The sequence below is a fragment of the Clostridium fungisolvens genome (assembly GCF_014193895.1).
Lineage (GTDB): Bacteria > Bacillota > Clostridia > Clostridiales > Clostridiaceae > Clostridium_AR > Clostridium_AR fungisolvens.
This window is the reverse complement of sequence record NZ_BLZR01000001.1, coordinates 2355567-2372435: the sequence shown is the minus strand read 5'-3', so window position 1 is coordinate 2372435 and position 16869 is coordinate 2355567. Positions and strand designations below refer to the sequence as shown.

Below are 16869 nucleotides of genomic sequence, written 5' to 3'. Positions count from 1 at the left end.
TCAGAAATTTTGAAATATGAAAATGATTAGGATGGTTTTTTACTATATAGGAAGCTATAAAATTTTTAATTTAGCTAAACCTAGATATTTCATGAGAAAGAAGATTTTATTAATCTCCCAGAATTTATAAGTGCTCTTATGAATATATTTATAAAAAATAGTTTATGTTTTTATCAAGCTATAAAAAAAGGGGAGAAGGGAATGGATAAATTAGCTAGCATTATAATTTTAGCTGGAATAGCTGAAGCTATTTGGGAAACAATCAAGATGGTCTTTGATCATGGTAAATTGGACTTCAATAAACTTGGTGCAATATTAGTAGGTATATTACTTTGCCTAGTAACTGGAGCTGACTTATTGAGCTTAATCGGCTTTTCACCTAAAATTAATTATGTAGGACAAATTTTAACAGGCTTGCTTATATCTAGAGGAGCTAATTTCGCACATGATTTGCTGACAAGTATTTATAATTTACAGCAAAATACAAGGACCGAAAATTCTAAAGCTGAAACAAAATTATAAAAATATATTTATTCCTGGCTTATAAAAATAACAAATGATAATAATCTTTTTAAATACATTTTTTAAATTTAATATCAAATAAAATGCTTAAATTAGATGCAGGTTGTTGAAAAAATTCTTTATATATAATAAACTTTTATAATGTAAATGAGCATCTACTCATATGAGTATATATAGTAGTTCAATCAAAGTAATAGTTTATTTATTGAAGATTTAAAATACTGAGTGACCTAGGAGGAGCAATGAAAAAGATAGCAATAGTTTTTAATGGTGGAACAATATCAATGAAGGTGGATCCTAGAATAAAAGCAGCAGTTCCGAGTCTTACTGGTGAAGAAATAATGTCAATGGTTACAGGAATTGAAAGTTTTGCGGAAATTGAATCATACACATATTCAAGTCTGCCAGGACCACATATGACTCCAGAAATAATGCTTGATCTTTCAAAGTATGTGCAAAAGCTGCTTTCAAGGGAAGATATAAGTGGAGTTGTAATTACACACGGGACAGACTCTCTAGAAGAAACTGCTTATCTTCTAGATTTGACATTGGATACAGAAAAACCAGTTGTATTTACAGGAGCAATGAGAAGTGGATCTGAATTAGGTTACGACGGTCCTTCAAATCTTGCAGCATCAATTTGTACTGCTATTTCTGAAGAAGCTAAGCATCGAGGTGTTTTAGTGTGTTTCAATGGTGAACTCAACAGTGCAGCAGAAGTTACAAAAGCTAATTCAATGGCTCTTAATGCATTTAGAACACCTAACTTTGGTCCTATCGGTATAGTAGATAACAATCGTGTTATATTCTATAGAGATGTTCATAAGGAAAGCTTCATAGATATTGATAAAATAACTGGCGAAGTAACTTTACTTAAATGCTTTGCTGGAATGGACTCTAGATTAATTGATTTTTCAGTAGCAAGTGGAGATAAAGGAATAGTAATTGAAGCTATGGGAAGGGGAAATATTCCTCCAGCAATGGTAGATGGAATAAAAAGAGCAATAGACAAGGGCGTTGTGGTAGTTGTGGTTTCAAGATGTTTCGAAGGAAGAGTTTATGATTCTTATGGATATCATGGTGGTGGAAAAGAGCTTAGAAATTTAGGGGTAGTTTTTGGAGATAATATGCCAGGTCAAAAAGCTAGGATTAAATTGCTTACTGCTTTAAGCTATACATCTGATTTCGAGTATATAAAATGTTTGTTTGAAAGAGATTTGTATAAATAACGTGAATTATATAAAATGAAAATAAAAAATAATTCGATATGTTGACAACGATATGGATGAAATATATAATAATATTCGTGCTTATTGCTCGTATAATTTTGACGATATGGGTCGAAAGTTTCTACCAGATACCTTAAATATCTGACTATGAGGAATCAAAAGTTGTTAATACATCAATATGATGTCGCTTTGGTTCTTCACCTCTGCGGCTTTTATTTTTTAGGAGGAAGAAATTTATGCAAAATCTAAAAGCTAAACAAAGAAAACTAGCAATACTGGATAACAAAAATGTAGACTATAAGAAAGAAATACTAGCAGGTATTACTACTTTCTTAGCTATGGCCTACATAATAGCAGTTAATCCTGATATACTAAGTAAATCAGGAATGCCAGTTGGTGCTCTAGTAACAGCTACCTGTTTATCAGCAGGGCTAACTTCGATATTTATGGGTGTCTACGCCAATCTTCCTATTGGACTTGCGTCTGGTATGGGACTAAATGCATTTTTTGCTTTTACCGTTTGTGGTAAGTACGGTATTTCTTGGCCTGTAGCTTTAACAGCAGTTTTTGTAGAAGGGCTTATTTTTATAATTTTATCATTGTTCAGTGTTCGTGAAGCTGTAGTTAACGCTATACCTCGTAACATGAAACTAGCAGTAACTGGTGGTATAGGATTGTTTATTGCATTTATAGGTATGTTAAATTCAGGGCTTGTTGTACAGGATCAATCAACTACAGTTGCACTTGGTAGATTTACAACTCCATCAGTTGCAATAACCTGCCTTGGAATTTTAATAATAGTAATTTTAGAAAAGAAAAAAGTAAAGGGTGCAATGCTTTGGGGGATTTTAGGTGGTACTTTAGTTGCTTGGGCATATGCGCTTTATGATACACAAGGTGCTGCTGCATTTGGTATATATCTACCTAATGGAATTTTTAAATTTGAATCACTTACACCAATCGCTGGGAAAGTTGATTTCTCATTTCTTTCGAATAGCGCTAATATATTTACATTTATAGGAGTTGTTTTAACATTCTTATTTGTAGATTTTTTTGATACAGTAGGAACATTAGTAGGTGTTGCTACAAGAGCTAATCTTGTGGATAAAGAAGGCAAGGTTCCTAATGCTGGAAGAGCTCTACTCGTTGATGCAGTAGGAACTACTGGTGGAGCATTAATGGGAGTTTCAGCAATAACGGCTTACATAGAAAGTGCTACAGGGATCGAAGAAGGTGGCAGAACTGGATTTACTGCAATAGTGACAGGTGTGTTATTCTTACTAGCAATGTTTTTATCACCGATATTCATTGCAATTCCATCATGTGCGACTGCACCAGCGCTAATATATGTTGGTTACTTAATGATGGGTACTGTAAAAGAAATAGACTTTAGTGATATTACTGAAGCTGTTCCGGCCTTCTTGACAATAAGTATGATGCCATTTACATATTCAATCGGTGATGGCTTAATGATAGGTATATTATCATATGTAATAATAAATGTAATTTCTAATCTAATTTCTAAGGATAAAAAGAAAATATCAGCAGTAATGTATTTATTAGCAGTTATATTTGTCTTGAAATTAGTATTATAATTGTCTTCCTTCAATTTTATTATAGCCTTGCTAGATTATATCTAGCAGGGCCTTTTTTAATTTATAGGCTGGTATAAGATTTTCAAACTAGCTAAATTTTGAGATTTCAGTTATTTTAGAAGTCTTTTATGGTCATTATAAAGTATTTTTTCAAAAGATAATTACTGTGTTTAATTAAGGAAAGTAACCAAAGAAAAAAAACGCGTTTAAATGTAAACATTCTGTTAACAAAGTGTTGACATTTATTAAGTGTATTATATACAATGATTATAGTCTCAATCTGATATATTTTTTTAGGAGGATTGACAATGATTAAAAGTATGACAGGTTTTGGAAGAGCTTCAAGTGAAGAAGAAAGTACTAGAAGTTTTTCATTAGAAATGAAGAGTGTAAATCATAGATATCTGGATATAAATATAAGAATGCCAAAATCAATGATTTCACTTGAGGAAAGAATAAGAAGAATTGTAGGAGAAAGATTGAACAGAGGTAAAGTTGATATCTTTTTGAACTACAAGAACTATGGACAATTTGATACTGCAGCGAAATTAAATGTTAATTTGGCGGATAGTTATGTAGATTGTCTTAAGCAAATAAAAGAAAGATATTCATTAAAAGATGAATTGAGCTTAACATTAATCTCTAAATTTCCTGAAGTTATAGTTCTAGAGGAGCATGAGGAAAATTTAGAAGACATTTGGAAAGAATTACTTCCACTAGTGAATAAGGCACTTGATACTATAATATGCATGAGAGAAGCTGAAGGCCAAAAGCTTCATGAAGATATAGTGCTAAAATCTAATGATATTGAAGATAATGTCAGAAAGATTGAAGCAAAATGTCCTGAAGTTCTTAAAGCATATAAAGAAAAATTAAGAGAAAAGCTTCAAGGTATTTTAGAAAATGTCCAGATTGACGAAAATAGGCTTGCAATGGAAGTAGCTATCTTTGCTGATAAATCAACCATTGATGAAGAGATTACAAGACTTTATAGCCATATACATCAACTCAGAAATACATTTCTACTTAATGAACCAGTTGGAAGAAAGCTAGATTTTATTATTCAAGAAATGAATAGAGAAGCAAATACAATAGCATCCAAATCTACTGATTTGGAAATTACTAATTTAGTTATCAATATTAAAAATATGATAGAGAAAATAAGAGAACAGATCCAAAATATCGAGTAGGAGGAATAATATGAGTATCAAATTGATCAACATTGGTTTTGGAAATATAGTTTCAGCTAATAGACTTGTTGCGATAGTAAGCCCAGAATCAGCACCAATAAAAAGAATAATTCAAGAGGCTAGAGATAGAGGTATGTTAATTGACGCTACATATGGTAGAAGAACAAGAGCAGTTATCATTACAGATAGCGATCATGTTATTTTATCAGCAGTTCAACCTGAAACAGTTGCACATAGATTATCTACTAAAGATGATGATGTAGAAGAGGTAGACGAATAATGCATCAACACGATAAAGGAATACTTATTGTGATATCTGGACCTTCAGGCGCTGGAAAAGGTACCATATGTAAAGCTTTGGTAGAAAAAAACGATAATCTTTTTATTTCAGTTTCTGCAACTACAAGAAAACCAAGAGTTGGAGAGGTTGAAGGCGTAAACTACTACTTTATAACTAAAGAAGAGTTTTTGCAAAAGGTAGAAAATGATGACTTCATTGAGTGGGCAGAAGTTTATGGCAATTATTATGGAACTCCAAAATCCACGGTAGATCAGATGCTAGATGAAGGCATTAATGTAATCCTTGAAATTGATATTCAAGGTGCACTAAAGGTTAAGGAAAATGCAAGAGATGGTGTTTTCGTATTTATTCTTCCACCATCAATGGAAGAGCTAAAACAAAGAATTATAAATAGAGGAAGCGAAACACAAGAATCTTTAATGACAAGATTCAAATCAGCGTATCAAGAGATAAATTATGTATCAAAATACAACTATGCGGTTGTAAATGATACAGTTGATGAAGCTGTAAAAAAAATAGAAAGTATTATCTTAGCAGAAAAATGCAGGGTAGACAGAATAAAAGAAACTATAATAGAATCAAAGGAGGGTTTAATTCATGAGCAACTCTATGATTAATCCATCAATCGTAGACTTATTAGAAAAGGTAGACAATAGATACTCACTAGTTATTGTAACTTCAAAAAGAGCAAGACAAATAATAGATGGTGCTGAACCATATGTAAAGGTAGATTCAAATAAACCTTTAACAGTTTCTATTAATGAAGTTAATGATGGCTTTGTAAAATATGAACAAATAAAGGAAGGCTTAAAATAGAATGAGTAAAAAGTGTGTTGTTGTTGGCGTTTCTGGAGGAGTAGCAGTATATAAAGCTTTAGATGTTATTAGTACTTTAAGGAAACAGGATATTGACATTCATGTAATTATGACTGAGTCAGCAACTGAGTTTGTAACACCACTTTCATTTCAATCTTTAAGCCAAAACATGGTTGTTACAGACATGTTTGCAGAACCTAAGGCTTGGGAAATTCAGCATATTTCATTAGCTAAAAGAGCAGATTTAATGCTTATTGTACCAGCGACTGCTAATATTATTGGCAAAGTTGCAAATGGTATTGCAGATGATATGCTATCAACTACAATAATGGCTACAAAAGCCCCTGTTGTTTTTGCTCCAGCCATGAATACAAATATGTACGAAAATGTAATAGTTCAAGAAAATATTACAAAACTAAAAAGATTAGGGTATAACTTTATTGAACCTGCAAGTGGAAGATTAGCTTGTGGTGATGTTGGTAAAGGAAAGCTTGCAGATACAAAGCTTATTTCTGATTATGTAATAAGTATGTTAAACGATCAAAAGGATTTAGTAGGAAAGAAAGTTTTAGTAACAGCTGGTCCTACTGTTTCTGACATTGATCCAGTTAGATTTATATCAAATAGATCTTCTGGTAAAATGGGGTTTGCTATTGCAGAAGAAGCGAGAGATAGAGGTGCTGATGTAGTACTTGTAGCTGGACCTTCAGATATTCCTGATCCTTTTGGAATGAAAGTAGTAAGAGTTAGAACAAATGAGCAAATGATGAATGCTGTTTTAGAAGATTTTGATTCTTCAGATATTGTTATAAAATCTGCTGCAGTTGCAGATTACAAACCTAAAGAGTATCATGACAAAAAAATCAAGAAAACTGAAGGTGATCTTTCGATTGATTTTGTAAGAGATAATGATATCCTTAAAACTTTAGGTGAACGTAAAAAAGATCAGATTCTAATAGGATTTGCTGCAGAAAGTAATGATCTGATAGAAAATGCAGATGGTAAGCTTAAAAGAAAGAATCTAGATTATATTGTTGCAAATGACATATCAAAATCAGATACAGGCTTTGCATCAGATGATAATTTAGTTACTATTATTTCATCTAAAGGTGAGCAATTCGCCTTGGATAAAATGAATAAAAAAGACGTAGCAAGAAATTTGTTTAATATAATAAAAAAGCGCTAATTGCGCTTTTTTTACTCTATTATAAATAATAATAATTAAAGTCTTTGTATAACTTGGCTTTTTTTATAATTAAGATGATAATTTAATTAGAGTAAAAAGCAAACTTATTCGCCTGCCAAAATTTCTTCATAAATCTTCGGAAAAGGCGGATGCGCAAAAAAAACGCTAGCATAAAGCGTATTAGCGATTTTTTAAATATAGCTAAGGGTGATTATATTGAGTTTATTCGCAGGTGTAGTTGTAAATAGTGATGCTTTAAAAGTAGATAAGTTGTTTACATATGAAGTACCAGATAAATTTAGTCCCTTGATTCAAAAAGGACATAGAATAAGAGTTCCTTTTGGAAAAGGAAATAAAACAATAGAGGCTTTCGTTATGGATCTATATACTGATTATAACGGAAACATATCAAAACTAAAGGCTATTTCAGAAGTCTGTGATGAAAATCCATTAATTACAGAAGATGATTTTAGCCTAATACAATTTATGAGAGAAAAATATTTATGTAAGTATATTGAAGCTATTAGGGTGTTAATTCCCACTGGTATTATGAAGGGGAATAGAATAAAAACTAAAAAAGTAATTTGCTACGCTGGCGCCCAGCTTCAAGGGAATCTTAATAAACCTAATTATAAAAATGCTGTGGATATTATTTCTGAAAATAGTGGTATTTTTACTAAAAGTGAACTAATGGATAAATTTAAGCTGTCTGCTTATACAATCTCTAAGTTACTAGAAAATAATATTATATTTTCTGATGATGAGCAGGTAAATAGGATAAATACTAGAAATTACGAAATATATTCTTCGAAAGATTTAAATATGGAACAACAGAATGCTGTTAATGCTATTCTAGGTAGTAAAAGTAAATTAATACTACTTAAAGGTGTTACCGGTAGTGGAAAAACTGAGGTCTATATGAATCTAGTTAGCCATATGCTTAATAACCATAAGACATCTTTGATTTTAGTTCCTGAAATAGCCTTAACCCCTCAAATGATTGAACGTTTTAAGGGGAGGTTTGGAAAGAATGTAGCTGTTTTTCATAGCAGATTATCTGATGGTGAGCGCTTTGATGAATGGTTTAGAATAAAAAATGGTGATGTTAGGTTGGTTATTGGTGCTAGATCCGCAATATTTCTCCCTTTTGATAATTTAGGTCTTATTGTTATAGATGAGGAACATGAGGGAACTTACAAGTCTGAACAAAATCCTAAGTACCATACTAGAGAGATAGCAGAATTCAAAAGCAGATTAACAGGTTGTACTGTTGTGTATGGGTCAGCTACTCCAAGTATTGAATCCTACTTTAAAGCTCTAGAAGGAAATATGAAATTAGTTGAATTAAAAAATAGAGTAGATAGTTCCAGTTTGCCTAAGATGGAAGTTATTGATATGAGAGAAGAACTTAGTAACAATAACAAAAGTATGTTTAGTAAAAAGTTATATGAAGCAATACAAGATAGATTGGAAAAGAAAGAACAGATAATAATTTTTCTTAATAGAAGAGGATACTCAACTTTTGTATCTTGTAGAAAATGTGGCTATGTATTTAAATGTCCTCATTGCGATATAGCTATGACTTATCATACTAATGGATACCTTGTATGCCATTACTGCGGTACAGCACATAGGCAACAAAGCGAGTGTCCATCCTGTAGCAGCAAATATGTTAAATATTTTGGTGCAGGTACTGAAAAACTAGAAATTGAGATTAAAAAACTATTTCCTAGAGCTAGGGTTCTTAGAATGGATGTTGACACTACAAGAAAGAAAAATTCTCATGAGGAAATATACAATACTTTTAAAAATGGCAACGCAGATATACTAGTAGGAACACAGATGATATCAAAGGGATTAGACTTTCCTAATGTCACTCTTGTTGGAGTTATAACTGCAGATATTTCGCTTAATCTTCCAGACTTTAGATCCAGCGAGAGGACATATCAATTAATTACTCAAGTTGGTGGAAGAGCAGGAAGAGGAAGTAAAGAAGGAAATGTTTTAGTACAGAGTTATAATCCAGAACATTATAGCTTAAGTTATGCAAAAAATAATGATTATGAAGGCTTTTATGAGCAAGAAATTGTTCTTAGAAAATCTATGAATTATCCTCCATATGCGAATATAATGCTTATTAACTTAAGTTCTAAGAATCAAGTTGATTTACAAAAGCATTGTGAAAAACTTGGTTATAGTATCAAAAATGAATTGAAGGATAATAATCAAGTAGAAGTACTCGGACCATGCCCATGTATAATTCAAAAAATTAATGAGATGTATAGATGGCAAATTTTAATAAAAGGTAATTTTGAGTTATCTTTGGCACATAATATAAAAGATATAGTTTATGAATTATCAAATGAAGTTTATAATGATATAAGGATTAGTATGGATATAAATCCAAATAATTTAGTATAGGAGTGATAGCTGTGGCTTTAAGAAATATAAGAAAAATTGGTGATGAGATTTTAAGAAAAAAATCCAGAGAAGTAGATACTATAAATGATAGAATCAAAACACTAGTTAAGGACATGATTGATACAATGTACGAAGAGGATGGAGTTGGGCTTGCGGCACCTCAAGTAGGTATTCTTAAGAGAATCTTTGTAATTGATGTATATGATGATAATGGTGCTAGAGTGTTTATCAATCCTGAGATATTGGAAACTGAGGGGGCTGAGACTGATATGGAAGGATGTCTTAGCATACCAGGCGAACAGTCAGAAGTAGAAAGACCAAGTAGGGTTAAGGTAAAAGCACTTGATATAAACGGACAAGAATTTGTATTAGAAGCTGAAGGTCTTCTTGCTAGGGCGATATGTCACGAAAATGACCATTTAAATGGAGTGCTTTTTGTAGATTATTCTAAACAGTAAGGAGAAGATAAATTATGAATATTGTATTTATGGGAACTCCAGATTTTGCAGTTCCATCATTAAAAGCTTTAATATCTGAATTTGGTGTTAAGGCAGTATTTACTCAACCAGATAGACCTAAGGGAAGAGGTAAGAAGTTAGCTATGTCTGCAGTGAAAGAGGTAGCGGTAGAAAATAATATACCTGTATATCAGCCAATTAGAATTAAGAATGAACCAGAAACTATAGATGCATTAAGAGGAATGGAGCCAGATTTCATAGTGGTTGTAGCCTTTGGCCAAATATTACCTAAGTCTGTTTTAGATATACCAAAGTATGGGTGTATAAACCTTCATGGTTCTTTACTTCCAAAATATAGAGGCTCTGCACCAATACAATGGTCTGTAATAAATGGAGAAAAAGTAACAGGCAATACTACTATGCTCATGGATGTTGGGGTAGATACTGGGGATATGCTTTTAACAAATAGTATAGAAATAACTGACGATATGACCGCTGGAGAACTATACGATATACTGAAGGAAACTGGTGGAAAGCTTTTAGTTGATACATTAAAAGGTTTAATTAATAATTCTATATCACCTGTAAAACAAGATGAAAGTAAAACCTGCCACGCTCCAATGCTAGATAAAAATTTAGCTAATATTGATTGGAGTAAGAGTGCAATAGAAATTCACAATCTAGTAAGGGGACTTAATCCATGGCCGATAGCTTATACTGAGTACATGGATAAGCAAATGAAGATTTATGAAACTGAAGTTATAAGTAAAAATAGTGGTAAATTGCCTGGTACAATACTTTCTGTTACAAAGCAAGGGGTTGAGGTAGCTACAGGTAAGGATGTTCTGCTAATTAAAAAAATACAGTTTCCTAACGGAAAACCACTATACGTAGAACAATATATAAATGGTAATTCTTTTGAGATTGGATATGTACTTTAAGACCTTTCAGTTTTATATGCAAATTATTTTTAAAGCTTCTCTAATTTATGAGAAGCTCTTTGAAAATAGCAACTCAATAGATATCGATGTGATTTTTGCTTAAAAAAGATTTATTTATAAATGGTTAATCAAATATATAAAAGTATAACTAAAGAGGTAACATTTCGAACCGAAATATCTATTATTAAAACTCTCACGGATTCTTGTGAGAGAGTTTAATAATAAATTTTATTACGAAATGGTACATCTAAAGATGAAACACTTCAATCCGAAATATATTTTCAAAACTTCTCTGTATTCTTAGAGGAGAATTTGAAAATGTAAATTAAAACATAAAGTGGTTCATCTATAGAAAAGAAAAGTGCTTAGCAGTAGAATATGATAAAAGGAGTGAATATTAATGTTTTTTGATTCAACTTTTTTATTGTTAGTACCTGCAATGTTAATATCTATCTATGCTCAATCAAAAATTTCATCAACTTTTAACAAATACAGCAGAGTTAAGAGTTATAATGGATATACTGGTGCACAAGTAGCAAGGATAATCTTAGATGACTCAGGTCTTCATAATGTACCAATAGAATTGGTATCTGGTAAGCTATCAGATCATTATGATCCAAGACAAAAGGTTTTAAGATTATCTCAGGATGTATATTATAGCAATTCTGTTGCATCAATTGGTGTTGCAGCGCATGAAGTAGGGCATGCAATTCAACATAAAAATTCTTATGCTCCATTAATTATAAGAAACACAATTGTACCAGCGGTTAATATTGGTTCGAATTTTTCTTGGATTTTATTTGTCTTAGGATTAATGTTAGGGATAAGACCACTAATAACTTTTGGTATATTACTTTTTTCAGCTGTAGTAGTGTTCCAGATTATAACACTTCCGGTTGAATTCAATGCATCAAGTAGAGCTTTGAAAATTTTAAAAAGCAGAAATATACTCTATCCAGATGAAGTAAAAGGAGCACAGAAGGTACTTAGCGCTGCTGCAATGACTTATGTGGCAGCAACTCTAATGGCTATTTCTCAACTGTTAAGACTTATAGTCATCAGTGATAGAGACAGATAAACAGATAAACAGATAAATCGAGGTAAAAGATGAATAGCAGAAAAATAATTAAAGATACTTTAGATAGTATTTTCTACAATGGCGCTTATTCAAATATAGAACTTAATAAGCGTCTTAGTGAAAGTGATTTAAACGACAAAGATAAAGGTCTAGTTACCGAAGTAGTTTATGGAACAATTAAATATAAAAAAACTATTGATTATATAATTTCTACTTTAGTAGCTGATGTAAAGAAGATAGATAAAAGAATTTTAAATATATTAAGAAGTGCTATATACCAAATTAAATATTTAGACAGAGTTCCTGATTTTGCAGTAGTTAATGAATCTGTAAATTTGGGTAAAAAGATTTCAATGAATTCTTCTAGGTTTATAAATGGAGTGCTCAGAAGCTTTATAAGAAACAAAGATTTTGAAATTAAAAGTAATATAAGTGATATTGAATATCTTTCAGTTGAGTACTCCTTTGAGCCTTGGATGGTTAAACTTTTTGTTGAACAATATGGTAGAGAAAATTCTATAAAAATATTAAATGGACTCAATTCAACTCCAAGTGTCACTGTAAGGGTAAATTCGTTAAAGTCAGACTATGATGATGTTTTTGATGAATTAAGCAAACAAGGATACACAGTTGAAGAAGGTAATATCTGCCCAGAAGCTATAAACATAATTAGGGGAAAGAGTATAGAAAACAATCCTCTCTTTATAGAAGGAAAAATTACTGTTCAAGATGAAAGTGCTATGATGGTAGCTCCAGTGTTAGAACTTAATGGAGAACTAAAAGTATTAGATCTATGTAGTGCTCCAGGTGGGAAAACCACTCATATTGCTGAGATTCTAGAAAATAAAGGGACAGTAATAGGTTGTGATATTTATGACCATAAGCTTAAATTAGTAGAAGAAAATAAAGATAGATTAGGCATAGAGAATATACAAACAAAACTACTTGATGCAGCTAAATATAATAGTGAATTTAGGGAAACTGCTGATAGAATTTTAGTTGATGCTCCATGTTCAGGTTTTGGAATTATAAGAAAAAAACCAGAAATAAAATGGACAAAATCTCAAAAAGATCTAAAAGATCTCATTGAAATTCAAAGAAATATTTTAAAAAATGCATGGTTGTATTTAAAACCTGGTGGAATAATGGTATATTCAACCTGTACATTGAATAAAAAAGAAAATGAAGAAAACATAAAATGGATTAAAGAGAATTATAAAGATGTACAGTTTGAAAAGATCTATTTAGGAGAAAGTGATAATCTAATATACAATGAAGATGGATCAGTAACTATATTACCAAATGAATTTTTCGATGGTTTCTATATTGCAAAACTTAGGAAGTTAAGTAGGTGATACAATGGATAATATCTTAGATCTAACTCTTGATGAACTTAAATCATGGATGAAAGTAAATAATGAAGGTGCTTTTAGAGCGAAACAAGTACTTGAATGGATTTATAAAAAGCATATATTCGAATTTAAAGATATGACAAATATATCTAAGACTTTAACTCAAAAATTAGAAAATAACTTTTATTTTGGTATTCCTGAAATTAAAGAAATATACACGTCTATTAATGATGATACCAAGAAGTTACTTTTGGAATTTAAAGATGGAAATTTAATTGAAGCGGTTATTATGAAGTATAAGCATGGAAATTCAATTTGTGTGTCTACTCAAGTTGGTTGCAGAATGGGATGCAAGTTTTGTGCTTCAACCTTAAACGGAATGGTCAGAAACCTAACTACAGGAGAAATCATGGCAGAAATTTTAGTTGGTGAAAAAATTCTTGGTGAGAGAATATCTAATGTAGTTTTGATGGGAAGTGGAGAACCGTTTGACAACTTCGAAAATGTTATGAAATTTTTAGAATTAGTAAATGCGGATTATAGTTTGAATATCGGTCAAAGACACATAACACTTTCGACTTGTGGAATAGTACCGAAAATAAAGGAATTTGCAGACAAAAATACACAGATTACTTTAGCCATTTCGCTACATGCTTTCAGTGATGAAAAAAGAAAACAGATAATGCCAATAGCAAATAAATATTCAATAAAAGAAATATTGGATGCATGCGACTATTATATAAAGAATACTAAAAGAAGAGTTACCTTTGAATATTCATTGGTTAAGGATGTAAATGATTCAAAAGAAGATGCAAAGGCATTGGCAGGATTACTTAAAAATATGTTGTGCCATGTGAATTTAATACCAGTCAATGAAGTAGTTGAGAACTCCTTTAAAAGATCATCTAAGAAAACAATTGAAGAATTCGAAAGTATTTTAAAAAGCTATGGTGTTGAAGTTACTGTAAGGCGAGAGATGGGAACGGATATAAATGCCGCTTGCGGTCAATTAAGAAGAAGCTATATCGATTCCCAGAATTAATAGGGGGAAGATTCTATGGTAAGCATTAAAACAGATGTGGGTAACAAAAGAAATTTAAATGAGGATTTTGCTAGTTACTATAAAGATAATGGATATTCTATTTACGTAGTCACAGATGGTATGGGAGGTCATAATGCTGGTGAAGTAGCAAGTAAAATGGCTGCAGAGGGTTTGATTTCCTATTTTGTTGAAAATTATGGTACAATAGATGATGTTGATATATTAAAAACTGCTATAGAACATGTAAATAGAAATATATTTGAATTTTCATTAGGTGACGATGCTTTAACTGGCATGGGTACGACAATAACAGCTTGCTTTGTAACTAATAGCTTAATACAAATAGCTAATGTTGGAGATAGTTGTTGCTTAGGGATTATAAATGATAAGATAATAAAGATAACTAAAGATCATTCTTTAGTTCAAGAACTTCTGGATTGTGGATCTATAAGTGAAGAGGAGGCAATGCATCATCCTAGAAAAAATGTCATTACAAGATCTATTGGGACAAATTTAAACGTAGAAGTAGATATATTTGATATAACTTCTTCAGGTTTTGAGATACTTGTTTTGTGTTCAGATGGCTTAACTAATGAGATTTCTAATGAAGAGATTAAAGACTTGATCAAGTCCAAATCTAACTATGATGACGCTTGTACTGCTCTTGTTGAACTAGCTAAAGATAGAGGGGGAAAAGACAATATAACTGTAATGATATTTGGAGGAGAGATATAGCATGGTAGGTAAGGTTTTAGGAGAAAGATATGAAATCCTTGAGAAGATAGGCGAAGGGGGAATGTCCTATGTCTACAAAGCAAAATGTCATAAGCTAAAAAGATATGTAGCAGTAAAAATACTAAAAGATTCCTTTACCAATAATGAAGAAATCATCGAAAAATTTAAAAGAGAAGCTACTGCCATTGCCAATTTGACTAATCCTAATATTGTAAATATATTAGATGTAGGCACACAAGATAATATTCACTATATAGTCATGGAATATGTAAAAGGTAAGAATCTTAAAGAAATAATAAATGAGCATGGAAAGTTTTCCTATGAAAGTGCAATAAGCATAGCATCTAAAGTAGCTAATGCGCTAGATTGTGCACATAGAAATAATATAATACATAGGGATATAAAACCTCAAAATATACTGGTTACTGAAGAAGGTATAGTAAAGGTTACAGACTTTGGTATTGCAAAATCAACGGACTCTTCTACAATTACGTATACTAATAGTGTTATGGGATCTGCTCATTATTTTTCTCCAGAGCAGGCAAAAGGAAGTTATATAGATTGTAGAACTGATTTATATTCTTTAGGAGTAGTGTTGTATGAAATGGTAACTGGTAGAGTTCCTTTTGATGGTGAATCACCAGTAGCTGTAGCTTTAAAACACATTCAGGAAGAAGTAGTTCCACCGAAGAATATAAATAGCAAAATTCCGGATAGCTTAAACACTCTAATTCTAAAAGCAACTGAAAAAGAGCCAATAAAGAGATATCAAAGTGCTAAAGAAATGATAGGGGATTTAGAAAAAATTAAAGAAAATCCAAATGCTCAAATAATTATACCAGTTGAATCTTTAGATGATGATCACACTAGAATAATGGAACCAATAACCGTTGAAGCTATTAAGCAAGCGGCGGCTAGAAAAGTTTCTAATGTTAAATCAAAAGATATTGATGAAGAAGATGAAGATGATGAGTATTACGATGATGAAGACGAAGAGGAAAAATTAACTCCAAAGCAGAAGAAACAAAGAACTAAAAATAGAATTTTACTTGGGCTTCTATTTTTGCTTTTACTTGTTATTGGTGCAGTTTCTGCTTATGCAATTACAAATAATAAAGTAAGACTAAATCCTACGACTACAAGTGAGCAGGTTGAAGTTCCTAATGTAGTTGGTATGACAAGGGATCAAGCTAAGAGCACTATAGAATCAAATGGCCTTGTATTTGTTGATGGTGGTCAAGAAAACAGTGACAAACCAAAGGATACAGTTTCACAGGTCGTTCCTGGTGTAGGTGAAAAGGTTGATAAAAAATCTGAGATTAAAGTGATAATAAGTGCTGGTGTAGCTACAATAAAAGTTCCTGATTTAGTATCACAAGGGTTAGATGCTGATGGTGCTAAAAAAGCTATTGCTAGTGCAGGGTTTTCTGTTGGAAAGCAAACAGAAGATTTTAGTGATACTGTAGCTAAAGGTAAGGTGATGAGCCAAAATCCTGCAGCAAATGATGTTAGAAATAAAGATGATAATACATCAATAGATTTTGTTATTAGCAAAGGACCTCAACCTGTAATAGTTCCTAACCTTATAGGTATGACTGTAGATGGGGCTCAAAAGTATCTTTCAGATAATAAGTTGAGTTTAAATCTAAAGCCAACTGTTGTTGATACAGATAAAATTGATTTAAAAGACCAAGATGGAAAGATATTCAATCAAACTTTACCAACAGGCAAAGAAGTTGATAAAAATTCTGATATAACTGTACAATATTACAGATATACACCAAGAAAGATTGATGTAACTGAGATAATTGGAAAGACTAGAGATTTTGTTGAAAATCAATGGTCAAACAGAAATAATGTAGCATATAAGTTTGATGATCCTTCTCAACCTAAAGATGCAATTGTTGATAGTGTAAGTCCAACTCAGGTTAATCAAGGTGATGCTGTAACTATTAAGCTAAAACCTGCAAATAAACCAGCTCAATAAAAAAGTCGCTGAAGAG

The 16869-nt window shown here is 31.6% G+C and carries 16 protein-coding genes and 1 riboswitch; all 16 genes read left to right on the top strand.

Translation table 11 applies throughout. From position 1 onward, the window contains the following. Positions 1–201: 201 nt before the first annotated feature. On the top strand, positions 202–522 hold the full coding sequence (locus bsdtw1_RS10130) for a hypothetical protein (protein ID WP_183277455.1): 321 nt from the start codon (positions 202–204) through the stop codon (positions 520–522). Between the two features lie 242 nt (positions 523–764). Continuing rightward, a complete protein-coding gene (locus bsdtw1_RS10125) occupies positions 765–1751 on the top strand; it encodes an asparaginase (protein WP_183277454.1) in 987 nt (328 codons plus the stop codon). 68 nt (positions 1752–1819) lie between these two features. Beyond that, a riboswitch (purine riboswitch) is annotated at positions 1820–1919 on the top strand. 68 nt (positions 1920–1987) lie between these two features. After that, complete coding sequence (locus bsdtw1_RS10120; RefSeq protein WP_183277453.1) at positions 1988–3346, top strand: NCS2 family permease; 1359 nt, start codon at positions 1988–1990, stop codon at positions 3344–3346. Positions 3347–3654: 308 nt separating this feature from the next. Continuing rightward, positions 3655–4536 (top strand): YicC/YloC family endoribonuclease, encoded by an 882-nt coding sequence (locus tag bsdtw1_RS10115; protein ID WP_183277452.1) that lies wholly within the window; start codon positions 3655–3657, stop codon positions 4534–4536. A 10-nt stretch (positions 4537–4546) separates the two neighbouring features. Continuing rightward, a complete protein-coding gene (gene remA / locus bsdtw1_RS10110; RefSeq protein ID WP_128213994.1) occupies positions 4547–4816 on the top strand; it encodes an extracellular matrix/biofilm regulator RemA in 270 nt (89 codons plus the stop codon). Further along, on the top strand, positions 4816–5454 hold the full coding sequence (gmk, locus tag bsdtw1_RS10105; RefSeq protein ID WP_183277451.1) for a guanylate kinase: 639 nt from the start codon (positions 4816–4818) through the stop codon (positions 5452–5454). Before remA ends, gmk begins: the two co-directional genes overlap by 1 nt. Next, the gene (rpoZ, locus tag bsdtw1_RS10100) at positions 5435–5653 is read left to right on the top strand and encodes a DNA-directed RNA polymerase subunit omega (protein ID WP_183277450.1); all 219 of its coding nucleotides are present in this window, start codon (positions 5435–5437) and stop codon (positions 5651–5653) included. Before gmk ends, rpoZ begins: the two co-directional genes overlap by 20 nt. 1 nt (position 5654) lies before the next feature. Next, complete coding sequence (gene coaBC, locus bsdtw1_RS10095; protein WP_183277449.1) at positions 5655–6839, top strand: bifunctional phosphopantothenoylcysteine decarboxylase/phosphopantothenate--cysteine ligase CoaBC; 1185 nt, start codon at positions 5655–5657, stop codon at positions 6837–6839. 216 nt (positions 6840–7055) lie between these two features. Continuing rightward, positions 7056–9260, top strand: a complete 2205-nt coding sequence (gene priA / locus bsdtw1_RS10090; RefSeq protein WP_183277448.1) for a primosomal protein N' — start codon at positions 7056–7058, stop codon at positions 9258–9260. Between the two features lie 11 nt (positions 9261–9271). After that, positions 9272–9718 carry a peptide deformylase gene (def, locus tag bsdtw1_RS10085; RefSeq protein WP_183277447.1) on the top strand — a complete coding sequence of 149 codons (447 nt, stop codon included), beginning with the start codon at positions 9272–9274 and terminating at the stop codon, positions 9716–9718. A gap of 14 nt (positions 9719–9732) precedes the next feature. Beyond that, a complete protein-coding gene (gene fmt / locus bsdtw1_RS10080) occupies positions 9733–10659 on the top strand; it encodes a methionyl-tRNA formyltransferase (protein WP_183277446.1) in 927 nt (308 codons plus the stop codon). A gap of 400 nt (positions 10660–11059) precedes the next feature. Next, complete coding sequence (locus tag bsdtw1_RS10075; protein ID WP_183277445.1) at positions 11060–11737, top strand: zinc metallopeptidase; 678 nt, start codon at positions 11060–11062, stop codon at positions 11735–11737. A gap of 29 nt (positions 11738–11766) precedes the next feature. After that, positions 11767–13092, top strand: coding sequence for a 16S rRNA (cytosine(967)-C(5))-methyltransferase RsmB (gene rsmB / locus bsdtw1_RS10070; protein ID WP_183277444.1), 1326 nt, complete (start codon positions 11767–11769; stop codon positions 13090–13092). A gap of 4 nt (positions 13093–13096) precedes the next feature. Further along, complete coding sequence (rlmN, locus tag bsdtw1_RS10065; protein WP_183277443.1) at positions 13097–14131, top strand: dual-specificity RNA methyltransferase RlmN; 1035 nt, start codon at positions 13097–13099, stop codon at positions 14129–14131. A 15-nt stretch (positions 14132–14146) separates the two neighbouring features. Then, the gene (locus bsdtw1_RS10060; protein WP_183277442.1) at positions 14147–14866 is read left to right on the top strand and encodes a Stp1/IreP family PP2C-type Ser/Thr phosphatase; all 720 of its coding nucleotides are present in this window, start codon (positions 14147–14149) and stop codon (positions 14864–14866) included. Position 14867: 1 nt separating this feature from the next. Then, positions 14868–16853, top strand: a complete 1986-nt coding sequence (gene pknB / locus bsdtw1_RS10055) for a Stk1 family PASTA domain-containing Ser/Thr kinase (protein WP_183277441.1) — start codon at positions 14868–14870, stop codon at positions 16851–16853. Positions 16854–16869: the final 16 nt, after the last annotated feature.

Excerpts from the sequence above, each read along its gene's own strand:
- bsdtw1_RS10130 (WP_183277455.1), top strand. The coding sequence starts at position 202 with ATGGATAAATTAGCTAGCATTATAATTTTAGCTGGAATAGCTGAAGCT.
- bsdtw1_RS10125 (WP_183277454.1), top strand. The coding sequence starts at position 765 with ATGAAAAAGATAGCAATAGTTTTTAATGGTGGAACAATATCAATGAAG.
- bsdtw1_RS10120 (WP_183277453.1), top strand. The coding sequence starts at position 1,988 with ATGCAAAATCTAAAAGCTAAACAAAGAAAACTAGCAATACTGGATAAC.
- bsdtw1_RS10115 (WP_183277452.1), top strand. The coding sequence starts at position 3,655 with ATGATTAAAAGTATGACAGGTTTTGGAAGAGCTTCAAGTGAAGAAGAA.
- remA (WP_128213994.1), top strand. The coding sequence starts at position 4,547 with ATGAGTATCAAATTGATCAACATTGGTTTTGGAAATATAGTTTCAGCT.
- gmk (WP_183277451.1), top strand. The coding sequence starts at position 4,816 with ATGCATCAACACGATAAAGGAATACTTATTGTGATATCTGGACCTTCA.
- rpoZ (WP_183277450.1), top strand. The coding sequence starts at position 5,435 with ATGAGCAACTCTATGATTAATCCATCAATCGTAGACTTATTAGAAAAG.
- coaBC (WP_183277449.1), top strand. The coding sequence starts at position 5,655 with ATGAGTAAAAAGTGTGTTGTTGTTGGCGTTTCTGGAGGAGTAGCAGTA.
- fmt (WP_183277446.1), top strand. The coding sequence starts at position 9,733 with ATGAATATTGTATTTATGGGAACTCCAGATTTTGCAGTTCCATCATTA.
- bsdtw1_RS10075 (WP_183277445.1), top strand. The coding sequence starts at position 11,060 with ATGTTTTTTGATTCAACTTTTTTATTGTTAGTACCTGCAATGTTAATA.
- rsmB (WP_183277444.1), top strand. The coding sequence starts at position 11,767 with ATGAATAGCAGAAAAATAATTAAAGATACTTTAGATAGTATTTTCTAC.
- rlmN (WP_183277443.1), top strand. The coding sequence starts at position 13,097 with ATGGATAATATCTTAGATCTAACTCTTGATGAACTTAAATCATGGATG.
- bsdtw1_RS10060 (WP_183277442.1), top strand. The coding sequence starts at position 14,147 with ATGGTAAGCATTAAAACAGATGTGGGTAACAAAAGAAATTTAAATGAG.
- pknB (WP_183277441.1), top strand. The coding sequence starts at position 14,868 with ATGGTAGGTAAGGTTTTAGGAGAAAGATATGAAATCCTTGAGAAGATA.